This window comes from Gemmatimonadota bacterium (assembly GCA_026705765.1).
In the GTDB taxonomy this organism is placed as follows: Bacteria; Latescibacterota; UBA2968; order UBA2968; family UBA2968; genus VXRD01.
On sequence record JAPPAB010000068.1, the window covers coordinates 1 to 13154 of the forward strand.

Genomic DNA, 13154 nt, shown 5'->3' on the forward strand with positions numbered 1-13154 from the left:
ATTCACCTTTTACTCAACAGACTCGCTTAATCACACGAGTTTTAAAACAGCTTCTGAGACTCTGAAATGTCAACTTTCGACATTTCTACAGGAAATAAGAGCAACTGTATTGCCGACTTCAAATGTATCTATAGACGCAGTTTTCGATCAATATTTTGGTAAGCGTCCGCCGTTTGGAGAGGGGAAAAAAAAGTCGGAATTCCCAGATGCATTTGCCATCGAAGCTATAGAGGCATGGTGCAAAGAAAATGATGAGAGAATGTATGTTATTAGTGCTGATGGGGATTTAAAAGAATATTGTGAAACAAGTGATTGTTTGATTGCATTAGACAAACTCCCAAAATTTATCAGCGTTATTGAGGAGTCCCATGACGAGGGTCTTGCTCATTCGGTTAGTGAGTTACTCAATAAGAATCAGGATGCGATTAAAGGAGCCATTACAGAGTCTTTTTGTAAACAAGATTTTTGGATAGAGGGCCATGATGGAGATGTAAATGAAGTAAGAGTGAACGAGCTAGAAATTTCCGAAATACTGATTTTGGAAGTAGAACAAGACGTTGCTTTTGTCCACGTTGATGTTGAAACGAACTTCTCCGCAGACCTCACTTACGATGATTCATACACCGCAGCATACGATAGGGAGGAAACGGTATGGCCCTTTTTGGTTACAATAGACAAGACAGTTGATCAAGATGTCGAATACACAGCAACGATTCAGGTATTGCATGACGTAGAAAATCTGAAATATTTTGAAGTGGATTGGGTAGAAATACAACCTAAGCAAATGACTGGTTCTGAATTACGTGTTGGTTTTGCAGTACGCATCGACAATAAATGGCCTTACGAATGAATGATCCCTAGACTTGACACAACATTTCCAGTATGGTATTCATCCGAGCACTATTACCATAAATACCTTCCAAAATGCCCTATGTTCTTCAGGGCATTTTTTGTTTGATTTCCTCCGTAATCCCTCTGTCTCATTCCTATCCCAACTGTGTCATATGACACACCAACTGTTTCAAATGAAACAGTTTTTGGCCTGTCCATTTTTGGGCATTATATAAAAACACGCTCTCCTGCAAGCAGTTACGGGTTTTTTTGCAAAATTTGGCACGCTTTTTGCAATATATAAAGGGCACGAAGTTTCAGTTCCAAACCCATTCAGGAGGGCATTCCCATGGTTCACCAGTCATTTGCAACCCGTCCAGCAGTACCATCACGTAAAGTCCCACCAGAAATCCATCCTGAACCCGACGTCCTTGATGTCTTCGGATCCAGAGACAATGTAATTCGGGCGCACTTTCAGCACGTTCTGGATCTCTCTGCGCTGGCGATGATTGCCGTTTTCACGCTCTATGCGATCATCTCAAAGATCGCGCTGACGCTTATCCTCGAGGCCCTGCCGTTTTACTCGATAGCCGGCGATGCTGTCGCTAAAGCTATTGATGTGAGGTACATGATTGTCGGCCACGGATTTTGGCTGATTTTCGTAGTGGCTTTCATCGCGGTACCACTTCTTGAAATACTGATCTATCAGTGGTTCCCAATCTGGCTCTCCATGAAGGTGATACCCAGCCCCGTTATTGCGGTCTGTTTTTCTACTGTACTCTTTGGCGCTGCTCATCTATACATCGAGGCATTCGGGGTTGTCACGTCCATCCTTGTTGGCTTTTTTCTATCGGTTGCATTTCTGCACGCGCGCCAGGTCAGTTGGAAGCGCGCGTGTTGGACGACCGCGGCAATTTACACGTCAGTAAACGGCATTGAACTGACGGTGGCTTTGATCCTCATCCGTCTGGGGATACAAGGGCCGTGAAGATAGCCGGTTTATCGGGATTTCAGGCAGAAAAAGGTATAGACATAATCCGTATTTTGTCAGGAACACCTCCAAAAACGCCTGCATTATACGCCAAAATGCCATTGCAACCCCCTGTTTTTTCGAGTAAATTGCAGATATTTGCAAATATAGAAACAAGCGGTCAGCGGTCAGGAAAACACACAATGCGATCAATTATCACCTGCACAATTCTATTTCTGTGGGCCTGTGCTTGCGCTGCCAGCGATCCGGTGCAAACGCTGACCTATTGCGACAATCTCTCCGGTTGGTCCAACAATGTACAGTTATCCAGAGATGCCCAGGAGGGTCGCTTTGCCATCGCGGCTTCTCTGCCAGCAGGTCAAACGGGATTCTTTACCTACAATTTTTTCAGCACGGGACAGGACCTCTCCCAAAGACACAGCCTGAGCTTCTGGTGGAAAATAGAAGGCAATGGTATGAGGGATCTCAAAATCAAGGTTCGCAACCACCCTCTGGGCGGCGGTAGGGAAGCCATATATACGATCTGGCAGGGACAAACACCGCCCCAGGGATGGCAACTTGCCACTGTAGAACTGGCAAAACCCCACGAGATCTGGGGCAGTGAACCCGATTACAACAGGCGATATATCATATATAGAACAGAAACAAGTCAAAATTCAAACGCGCGCCTGTTCATCGATCATATTGCAACCGTCGATCAGACCTTTTCATGGCAAGTTGACGCGCCAGTATATGAAAAAAGCTCCATTGACCATCTCGATTTTGATGACAACGGAGCCGTTGGTTTTAGTGATTTTCTCCTCTTTGTTCAGAAATTCGGTGCAACCCAGACCGATTCGGAATACGATCCCATCTACGATCTCGATTCTGACGGACAAATCGGTTTTGGGGATTTTCTCACTTTCGCCGCCGGGTTCGGGTCTGACGGCACGCAGTGGTACATACCTATCACATTTGAAAGCGCCACCACACAACCATTAAATATTGTGGTGGGAACCGAAACGCAGATCCTGTTGACCCAAACGATTGAGGCGGGAACAACCCGGATTCGCGTGCCAATTCCTCGGAATATTCTCGCCTCACGCGACCCCTCCATACATCCCATCCCAATTTGGGCGCAAGTTGCAGATTTTATCCAAACGCGGAGCAGTTCGGTATCTTACGTACCTCAGAACAGTAAACGGGTATATCCGGGACCTGACGGGCGACTGGTCTATGTGCCAGACGAAAAGGGCAATATCATTCCAGACTTTTCACACTGTGGCTATATGGGTGGTGGTGTGGCTCTGCCAGATGTGCCGGTGGCGATGACGGTACAGCCACAGGCCGGGGGAGACGACACAGCGCGATTACAAGCGGCAATCGACGACGTATCCGCACGCGCACTGGACGCCAATGGCTTTCGGGGAACCTTGTTACTCAAGCGCGGAAAATATCGGATTGGTGGGAGCCTGTACATTCGGGCAAGCGGCGTTGTACTGCGCGGTGAAGGCGAAGGTGAAGATGGCACGGTATTGATTGCAACGGGAACAGAACAGCGCACATTGATCGAGTTTGAAGGCAGATCATTCTGGCAAGAGGTAGGGGGAACGCGACAGGCCATTGTAGATGATTATGTCCCCGTAGGCGCAAAAATATTTTCTATAGAAGATGCTTCGGGTTTTGCAGTTGGCGATGAAATCCTCGTACATCGCCCCAGTACGGCTCAGTGGATTGCGGCAATAGGGATGGATCGCATTGAGATGTCACATCCCGATGTTCGGCAGTGGGTACCGGGCACTTACGACTTTCGCTTTGACCGCACCATAACCGCCATAGAAGGCAACCGGATAACAATCGACGCGCCCATGGGCAATGCATTTGAACGAGAATACGGCGGCGGGTGGGTTCTCAAATACGAATATCTCGGGCGCATTGAACAGGTCGGCATTGAGAACTTGCGCGGCGTATCGGAGTTTGATGACAGCGAAAAAGATGAAAGTCGGGGGGATGAGTTTATTGATGAAGATCACGCCTGGAACTTTGTCGTATTTTCACGCGTGCAGAATGCGTGGGCGCGCAATGTGACTTCGGTCCACTTTGGATATGCGTGTGTAACCATTGGCAACCTGGCAAAATGGATGACCGTGCAGGATAGCCAGTGTCTCGACCCCGTATCACAGATCATCGGGTCACGGCGATATTCATTTCCCATCCACGGGCAATTGTCCCTCGTGCAACGGTGTTATACCCGGCGAGGGCGTCACGATTATGTGCTACACGCACGCGTACCGGGGCCAAATGTGTTTTTGGATTGTACGGCAGATATCGCGCATTCCGATTCAGGGCCCCATCACCGGTGGTCTGTTTGCACCCTGTTTGACAATGTGACCGTGAACGGCAATGCCATTAATGTTCAGGATCGGCAAGGTTCGGGCACTGGTCACGGATGGGCGGGCGCGCAAAAAGTATTATGGAATTGCGAGGCAGAGAGCTTTATCGTGCAAAAACCCCCAACATCGCAAAATTACGCCATTGGTTGCATCGGCGAGAAACGAGACGGCTGGTACAGGCGTGAAGATGGATATTGGGAATCACACGGGCGGAGAGTCTCTCCGCGCAGTCTGTACTTAAAACAACTCGAAGACCGCCTGGGCATAGAAGCTGTAAAAGCCGTGGCGACCAGAGCACAGATTGGGGGGGGTAATTGAATGGTAAAACGCAAACAATGTCTGCAGGGCAGATTATCCTCTTCAGGACCTGTAAAAAGCGACTAATATTTTGTGATCATTACAGCGATGCCGACCGGGTTTTCCAATCCGAAAATGGGAAGGCTTTCGACCTGCGTACCGTCGAGGTTGGCACGAAAGATTTTGTCTGTTTTATTGTCTGTCCAGTACATTTTACCCCCAGCTATATCCAGAGCGATGTCCAGTGGTGTGGTGTCTTCGGGGACCCTGGTATTGACGAGGTCTTCTTTTTTGGTGCCGTCCAGATTAGCACGCCGGATTTTATCTGAGCTGGTGTCCGTATAGTATATTTTGCGATTTACCAGGTCCAGGGCGATGCCGCGTGAAAAGTTGACTCCGGAGGTGATGATGTCTTCGGCATTGGAGCCGTCGAAGTTGGCGCGGAAGATTTTGTTTCTTTCCCAGTCTGTCCAGTACACCTTGCCCCCGGTCGCGTCTATGGCAATGCTGGCTGGCGTGGTGGCTCCGGGATCAAGTGGTGGATCGACGAGTTCTCTGGTGTTGACGATGTCTTCAATGTTGGAGCCGTCGAGATTGGCGCGAAAGATTTTGTCCATTACCCCGTCCGTCCAGTACATTTTGCCTCTATCCACGTTCAGGGCAATGCCGTATGGAGAGGCGCTTCTATAATTTCCTGAGGGTTCAGTTATTTCTCTGGTGTTGATGATTTCTGCGATTTGCGTGCCGTCGAGGTTGGCGCGAAAGATTTTATCATTTGACCTATCTGCCCAGTATATTTTTCCCCAGGTCGCGTCTATGGCAATGCTGGAAGGTCCATCCAATCTCGTTGTGACGATGTCTTCGATGTTAGAGCCGTCGAGGTCGGCGCGCTGGATTTTTTTTGTGCCTGTGTCTGTCCAGTATAGCTTCTCCACTGTGGTCTCGGTTTGTGTTACCATTGCCTCAACAGTCTGCGCGGTCGTCAAACCTCTCATATCGGTTGCTGTTGCGGTGATGGTCGCACGCCCCGGTGCTGCTGGCGAGATTGTCACTATTGAGCCTGTCACGTCCGCAGTTGCGATACCTTCATTGGATGACGATACGCTATAGGTCATAGGGGGCGTGTCCGGGTCAACGAAGATGTCCGGGTCTATGAAGTATTCTGCGATATCTACGCTTCTGTGTGTGCCGATTGATAAGGTTTGTGCTGGTATGGTACCCCTTGTCGTAGGCGTAGCATTCGGAAGCGGGGTGTTGCGAAGGGTTTCCCATTCTGTGCGTAGATCGTTTAGCCAGGTCGGCAACGTTCCCATACGCAATTCGAGCTGTGCTTCGAAAAGCGATTCGGGTTCAACTCGGCTACCGTTGGATTCGAGAATCTGTAAGTTGTCTTCATTAAAGGTCACTGGGTCGCCGTGAAACCCTACAATAATAGGTTGGAGAAGAAAGCCATATTTGTTGTTTATATCCCAAAAATCATAGTGGGTCCGATTACTCCGATGGTTGAAGTTCCAGACGACATAATGTCTGAGGTGGTTAGGCATACTGCCTTCAGCGCCACCGCTGCCAGACAGTCTGCCGCCATTGACGCGGTCAAGCAGGTTGGCATAAGGTTGGGAAGCGTGGGCATCAATGGGTTGATTTGGATGCATGTCATAACGCCAGTACACAGTTCCCGTTGCTCTGGCACTCGATCCTGGTCCATGCCAATGGTTTGCAGGATCTTCTGAAAGTCCAACCCACATGCCGTAAGAGGCACTGTTGGCAATACCTGTATGGCCCTGATTGCCTGCCATCGTGACCTGGTAAATGGATATAGCGCCTCCCTGATCAATGCCCAGTGCCCTATTGCAGTTGACAAAGGAGACACGCCGAACCCAGGAGTTAAAACATCTGGTGAGTCCGAGCATACCCCAGCCCGAGTTGTGGATGAAATTCTTGAAATGGACAAACTTCTCAAACCACATGCCGTGAAAGCTGATGTCTTCAACGCCAATTTCTTCAAGGTACGGGCGGTATTTTACTTGCCAGCCATGTTCGTGATTGATATTGGTATGCAAGGGTTCATTGAGGCGAACGCGATTGCCCCGTATTTCTGCAATGCTGTGTTTTTCCTGTAAGTCTATTCCATTGTTAAGAATGCTTGTCCAGGTGGATTTTGGGAAATATGGAGTAAGAAATTCATTGACGGCTTCGGTGCTTTTTATAGTTAGCTTAATCCATTGCCCCACTTCAAGCCTGGAAGCGTCTTCTACTGTGATCCAGAAGGTTTCTCTATCCGCACTTTCTGTAATGCGCGTTAAGGGCCGGTCATAGCCTCCGGGATGAAAAATGAACATGCGGGGCACTGACCATATAACATCGGGATTGTTTGGGGGCATGTAGTTTACCATTCGGATGACGGTGCCACCGGTTCGGCTACCACTGCCTCGCAGAACAATATTGCTGCTGCGGATATAGATAGGCTCGTTGTTGTCCGTATCGGTATTGACGAGAAATTCGCCCGGTGGAAAGAAGACGATGCCCCTGCCATTGGCCTCAGCCGCGGCAATGGCTCTTACAATGGCAGGCTGATCAGATACATCATCATTGGGCATGGCGCCATACGTTGTAACATCAAAAACGGGATGTGCGATGTTGGGTACGGGTTTTTTGAAGTAGTGATAGCCCGCATAGGAGAAATCGGGTAAGATGGGTTCTGTCCTATTTTCTCTGGCTTTCACAAATTGTTGATAAGTCGCGCTCTGTGGAATTTCCTTCGGCTCGCCAAAGTTGCTGGCAAAGATCAGGAAATCAGCAAACCCAATTTCGCCATCGCCGTTTAGATCGTATTTTGCGTCGTACCCCTCCTGTCCTTCGCGGGTCCCAAACGCGCTTACAAATAGCAAAAAGTCGGCAAAATCGACCGCACCACTCTCGTCAAAATCCGGCGAAGATGTGGCAATAGGGTCATTGCCATAACAGGGTACAGAAAAAAATAGTTGGGATAGAGTTAACAAAAACATCAGTGTGAAAATGGCCTTGTCTGCACGGGCAGGAATGAGTTTGAAACGCATGAAAAATCCCTTTATTCAATACTCCGGACAGTTTTTAAAAATAGGACTTCTGCAAGCACCATGTGATTTACGTAGAACCTGCATCCGTTCTGCTAATTGATCTGACGGGATCCGAAATAATTTATAAATGCAAAAAGTGTGCCAATTTGAGCGCTTTTCCAGAGATCGATACTCGTAAAGGGTTGTTTTAAAAAAGAAAAAGAGCCAATCTGACTATATTTATTGTCGCAGAATAGTCGGATTGGCTTTTACACAAGACTTTATATGGTCTTATGGAAGACTTGCTATGGTCTCAATGGTCCCGAGACCAATGCAGTTGTTATTGAGGTGGAGGATAATGGGGTTGGGATAGATGAGGCGACAAGGCAGTGATACCCCATCAAAGTGGGGTAATTCCACGAAAGTATTATTCTCACCCCAATCCGCACTTTTTCATCCTGTATCTCAAGACCATTCTCGAGATCCCAGGAGCTCGGCCGCGCGGACCTGGTTCCCCTCTGTTCGTCGCAATGCTTCTCGAAGTAGTGCCCTCTCAAACGCAGGCAGACTCATCTGATCCTCGGGAAGGCTCTGCACCATATGTTCAAAGCCACTATCTACGATCGGGGCGCGTTCAACCGATTCAAACCCCAGATCGTCCACGTCGATCTCGCCATCATCGCATAAAATTGCAGCCCGTTCAACCGCGTTCAGATCTTCCACCTTGAAGGGTTTGCTGAAGAAATCAAACGCCCCTGCTCGCAGTGCGCGAAACGCATTCTCAGACTTTTTGCCCCGGTAATCACAATCACCTCGGTCTCAGGAGAGATAGACCGCGCCTGACACAGCATATTTAGCCAGAGATCGAGATATCGGGATTGGGACCATTGAGACCATAGTACGTCCTCTACAAGACTGTATAAAGTCTTTTCAAGAGCCAATCCGACTATTCTGCGATGTTATTATATAGTCAGATTGGCTCTTATTTAATATAAAACATCCCTTTACGAGTATAATGGTCTGGAATAAATCTCATAGTGGCACACTTTTTGCATTTTGTAATGAGTCCCAGTTTCGTCCGGGCAATGAGCAAACGGGTGCAGGTTCTGCGTAAACCACATCGTGTGTACGTTTTACCCACGCCGAACCTGGGCGAGCGAGCAGAGATCGTGTGTTTGACATACGATCTTGCACAGGCGATGGACGAAAATAGAAAATTAAAAGAGAGTGACGCCAGATATGAAGGCGCGACCGCGAAAGAAAGGGAGGATACGCCAATGGGAAATTAAAAGTGGCAAAGAGGCCATGATTCACTCGTTTAACTCAAAGCGCAATTCAACATAGGGAGGGATAACACAATGACTTCAAAAACACATCACCGCATCTCAAAATTTACCTGCCTGAGCAGCATGATCTTCCTGCTAATACTCATCTTCAGTGGACACTCTCTTGCACAATTCACCTATACCTGGAAAACCGATACAACCTACGAAGGGGTAGATAAGGCCACCCTCGTTCAACCCGTGCAGGTCATGTTCTTAGATGAGCCAATACAGGTCGTGCCGCACAGTTCATCTTTATCCCACTGCGCCTGCTGTAGCTTGGGCGACCGAGGGCTATATTGAGTTCATGGAGTCTGCTTTTAAGGGACAGGGCCTCGACTACATCCACCGCTTAATCCTTCACGAAAAAGCGCACTTCTTATGGGAACACCTCTTTGACGATCAACTCAAACAGGACTGGATTGAACTCGGTGGCTGGTATGAAAGTCTGGATGATACAGATGGCTGGTCAACGACCAAACAGACCGAGTTTGTATCCGCTTATGCACACGGTAAAAATCCGAATGAGGACATGGCAGAAACCATCAGTTATTACATTGTAAATCCCGACAAGTTGCGCTCGCGTTCTCCTGCCAAATATGAATTTATACGGGATCGGGTCATGCACGGCACGCGGTACATCTCTCGGATACGCGAAGATTTGACATTTCAGGTCTATAATCTATATCCCGATTTGGTGTATCCCGGTCGAATCATCCGGGTTGATATACAGGTTGCAGGCGAACCAGAAGAGGATAAGGACATAACAATAGAGCTTGAGCTTCACCGGGAAAATGACTTTGACACTGCCCAAGCATCACACCTGAGAATTTACAGCCCAAAAGGAACCTTCTTTAACATCTGGCTTTATCCTGCAAGCTCCGATGGCAGGTACATCAATGCGGGTCACGTCTTGAGAGGCACTGGAACACTATCCAAACACGCGGCGCATGGCTATTGGGGTCCAGATCAAATTACCCTCAGGGATGCCCAGGGCAATGAACGCCACGAGTCCCAGGCCGATTTTGGCTGGAAGCTCTACCTCAACAACCCACTCGCAGATGATAAACCACCGGAGTACATCAAAAATTCAATGCAACTCTCATTGTCGCAAGGCACGACAGAAGGCAGATCTTTGCAAATTCTCACCGCACGCTGGAGGCTTTTTGAAGAAATTGGTATAGGACGAATCTATGCACAGCTAAACGATGCGAATGCCGAAACCCATTCTCGACGCGCGGAGGAAAATGGAAATTATGATCCACAGACTGGTGAAGCGAGTGTTCAATTCAAAATTCCGGATTACTTCTCACACGGGATCTACGAAATCAATTACATCTTAATGGAGGATATTGCGTTGAATCAGAGGGGTGTCTATTTCACCGATCCGGGACAACGTTTAAACCTCGAAGGTGTCGCAATAGATGAAGCACCCGCCACCATTGATGTCCAAACGACAAATCCGGATGACACCCCACCCGTGCTCGATTTGAACCAGATCACTATTCAGGCAGAACCGACCAATCCGGAAGCACCAAATGGCGAAACAAAAGTCGATATTACCTTCAGAGTGAAGGACGACATCAGCGGGTACAGGTTAACAAATATGTATTTGCGGGATCCCAACGGGGTGATGCACCACTTCAGGCATTATGATTCGGATTTTTACAAAGTCTATTTTACACGCGATCCGGCTGTCTATGAGACCCACCATAAAACGTTTATCTTGCCCGTTGGAAGTATCCCTGGAACGTGGGGACTTGCTGAAATGACAGTATGGGACAAGGCAAGGAACATCCTTCGGGAAAACTTCACTGAAATCATCCGCTTTGAGGTACAGGATACCCCCCTTATCTCTGCCGACTTTGATGGCGATGGACGGGTCGCATTCGAAGACTTTTTGTTTTTTGTCCAGGTGTTTGGAACCCAGGCCGGACAGGATAACTTCGATCCAAAATACGATCTTGACGGCAATGGGGTGGTTGACTTTTCCGACTTCCTCATCTTCGTGGATTCCTTTGGCAAAACCGTCACTGGATAGCTTGCACATCTTATAGTGATCATTACGCTGGCTATTTACTTTCTATAGTTGAAACGTCAGGCTTTCGAGCAGGGATTTCGACAAGGGGCGTGTCACCGGCCTGAACAAGCAATTGCCAACGCGCCACACCTCTCCACCACATTGGTCTCGGGACTATTGAGACCATAGTACGTCTCTCATAAGACCATATACAGTCTTGTGTAAGAGCTAATCCGACTATTCTGCGATGTTATTATATAGTCAGATTGGCTCTTTTTCTTTTTTAAAACAACCCTTTACGGGTATCGCCCTCTCTAACAACGCGCATATTGGCACGCTTTTTGCATTTATAATTTGCATCGCGTTAGGAGACAAATCATGCAGAGAATGATCAGAAGTATTTTCATCCTATTTTTACTGGGCTTCTTCACGATTGTATCTGCCCAACTGCCGCCAGAGATCAGGGTGGACGCCTACCTGCTGCAAGCTGAGCAATCCATTCGGGGTGGTGACCACAACCGGGCCAGAGATGCGATGCAAAACATTCGCAACCTTCAGAAAGAGCACGAACTGGATTTGCCGAATGAGTTCCACTTCAGATATGCGAAAGCGGCAGACGCCGTAGATTTGCCCGAGCAGGCACTCGAATCGGTCTTGAGATATCTGGCGGTATCAGGACGCGAAGGCCAGCACTATCTTGAAGCTCTGGCGTTGATGAATAAGGTACAGACAGCGGTGAGTTGTAAGGGATGGGATACGGAAGACTATTTCAAGACAGCGACCCTTGAGGAGGTGACGGCCTGCCTTGACACAGGTATTGACCTGAACGCGCGGGATGATGCAGGTGCTACGCCATTACATCGCGCGGCGAAAAATACTGAGAATCTGGATGTTATTAAGGCTCTGATCAATGCCGGGGCCGACATAGAGGCACAGGACAAAGATTACAGGACGCCTCTGTATTGGGCAGTCTCCTTCAATAATCTACCCGCTATCAAAATCCTGATCAATGCCGGAGCCAACAAGGCGAGAGTAAAGGATAAATGGACACCCCTGCATTGGGCAGCCGCGTACAATAAGAGTCTGGACCTCGTCAAGTCACTGATCAATACTGGATCCAATCTGAAGGCGAAGGACAAAGATAAACGGACGCCCCTGCATGTAGCAGCCGCGCACAATGAAAATCCGGACCTCGTCAAGGCCCTGATTGATGCCGGAGCAGACCTGAAGGCGAAGGATAAAGATAAACGGACACCCCTGCATCTGGCGGCCAAGTACAACCAGAATCCGGACATCCTCAAGATCCTGATTGATGCCGGGGCTAACCTGGAGGCGCGGACTGATTTTAATTCGACACCCCTGCATCATGCGGTCGAGTACAACGGGAATCCAGCCGTCGTCCAGGTCTTGATTGATGCCGGGGCTAACCCTGATGTGCATGACACCAATAACAGAACACCCCTACATCATGCGGCTATCGAGAAGAATCCAGCGAGTATCAAGATTCTGGTCGATGCCGGAGCCAATGTTAATGCACAGGGCTTTGGTGGCGACCTGCCTTTAGATAAAGTGATGGGATGGGGATCGTCGAGGGAGAAATCGGCTGTTGTCAAGCTCCTGCGCGATGTTGGAGCGAGAAGAAAAGAAGAGTTAAAAAAAGAAAGCGACTCTGGCTTGGGTAAGACAGCTACCGCACTTTTAGGCGGTGCCGCGATTATGTATGCCGGCAAAGACGCCGAAGACCAAGAGGCGGTTACAGAAGCTGTACGTGAGTACATGGAAGGTGTGTTAAGTGAGCAACCTGATGGGAATATCAATTCGGCTGGGACATCTTCTCAGCCTCAGGGGGGGCAAGGACAAGATCAGTTGCAACAGGCACTTCTAAATCTTGAGAATGTGTGCGGGGAAAAATACCAGGGTAATTTTGCGGATAATGACCACTATCGATTTTACTGCCTGGCCGCTTTCAATGACTACTGCGCTCTGAAGAGAGCGCAAAGTAGCGAAGCCATAAGTAAATTGCGTGCGAGCTGGCAACAAAACTGTGCGGTTTTGAAAAGTGTTGGGGCAGATAGTAAGTGTTCGTACTGCAAATAAACGGGTCTGTTTTGTAGGCGACATCATGACAGGAAGGTCAATCATGCAGAAAATGATCAAAAGTATTTTCGTTCTGTTCTTATTGGGATTTTTCCTTTATTTGGATAAGGTCTTCATGCGCCTTTATGCTGATGGGGCAAGTGTCCAACCGGCAAGCCAGGCGATCCGCAAAGATATGGGGGCTGAACT

Annotated in this window: 8 protein-coding genes; 6 read left to right on the forward strand and 2 right to left on the reverse strand. The window is 48.4% G+C overall.

Annotation, left to right across the window (positions count from 1 at the left end; genetic code table 11):
- From OXH16_09150 to OXH16_09160, 3 genes are all read left to right on the forward strand, one after another.
- On the forward strand, window positions 1-850 hold an 850-nt coding region (locus OXH16_09150), incomplete at its 5' end, for a PIN domain-containing protein (GenBank protein MCY3681553.1).
- A 330-nt stretch (window positions 851-1180) separates the two neighbouring features.
- The gene (locus OXH16_09155) at window positions 1181-1819 is read left to right on the forward strand and encodes a CPBP family intramembrane metalloprotease (protein ID MCY3681554.1); all 639 of its coding nucleotides are present in this window, start codon (window positions 1181-1183) and stop codon (window positions 1817-1819) included.
- Between the two features lie 185 nt (window positions 1820-2004).
- Window positions 2005-4512 (forward strand): hypothetical protein, encoded by a 2508-nt coding sequence (locus OXH16_09160; GenBank protein ID MCY3681555.1) that lies wholly within the window; start codon window positions 2005-2007, stop codon window positions 4510-4512.
- Between the two features lie 62 nt (window positions 4513-4574).
- On the opposite strand, the gene OXH16_09165 is transcribed toward OXH16_09160, so the two are convergent.
- Both OXH16_09165 and OXH16_09170 read right to left on the reverse strand, forming a co-directional pair.
- On the reverse strand, window positions 4575-7547 hold the full coding sequence (locus OXH16_09165; protein MCY3681556.1) for a DUF4955 domain-containing protein: 2973 nt from the start codon (window positions 7545-7547) through the stop codon (window positions 4575-4577).
- Between the two features lie 444 nt (window positions 7548-7991).
- Complete coding sequence (locus OXH16_09170; GenBank protein ID MCY3681557.1) at window positions 7992-8249, reverse strand: hypothetical protein; 258 nt, start codon at window positions 8247-8249, stop codon at window positions 7992-7994.
- 635 nt (window positions 8250-8884) lie between these two features.
- On the opposite strand from OXH16_09170, the gene OXH16_09175 reads away from it, so the two are divergent.
- From OXH16_09175 to OXH16_09185, 3 genes are all read left to right on the forward strand, one after another.
- On the forward strand, window positions 8885-9151 hold the full coding sequence (locus OXH16_09175) for a hypothetical protein (GenBank protein ID MCY3681558.1): 267 nt from the start codon (window positions 8885-8887) through the stop codon (window positions 9149-9151).
- 4 nt (window positions 9152-9155) lie between these two features.
- Window positions 9156-10889, forward strand: a complete 1734-nt coding sequence (locus tag OXH16_09180; protein MCY3681559.1) for a hypothetical protein — start codon at window positions 9156-9158, stop codon at window positions 10887-10889.
- A gap of 357 nt (window positions 10890-11246) precedes the next feature.
- Entirely contained in the window at window positions 11247-12965 is a 1719-nt protein-coding gene (locus OXH16_09185; GenBank protein ID MCY3681560.1) for an ankyrin repeat domain-containing protein, read from the forward strand.
- The last annotated feature ends 189 nt before the right edge of the window (window positions 12966-13154 follow it).

Excerpts from the sequence above, each read along its gene's own strand:
- OXH16_09155 (MCY3681554.1), top strand. The coding sequence starts at position 1,181 with ATGGTTCACCAGTCATTTGCAACCCGTCCAGCAGTACCATCACGTAAA.
- OXH16_09160 (MCY3681555.1), top strand. The coding sequence starts at position 2,005 with ATGCGATCAATTATCACCTGCACAATTCTATTTCTGTGGGCCTGTGCT.
- OXH16_09165 (MCY3681556.1), bottom strand. The coding sequence starts at position 7,547 with ATGCGTTTCAAACTCATTCCTGCCCGTGCAGACAAGGCCATTTTCACA.
- OXH16_09175 (MCY3681558.1), top strand. The coding sequence starts at position 8,885 with ATGACTTCAAAAACACATCACCGCATCTCAAAATTTACCTGCCTGAGC.
- OXH16_09180 (MCY3681559.1), top strand. The coding sequence starts at position 9,156 with ATGGAGTCTGCTTTTAAGGGACAGGGCCTCGACTACATCCACCGCTTA.
- OXH16_09185 (MCY3681560.1), top strand. The coding sequence starts at position 11,247 with ATGCAGAGAATGATCAGAAGTATTTTCATCCTATTTTTACTGGGCTTC.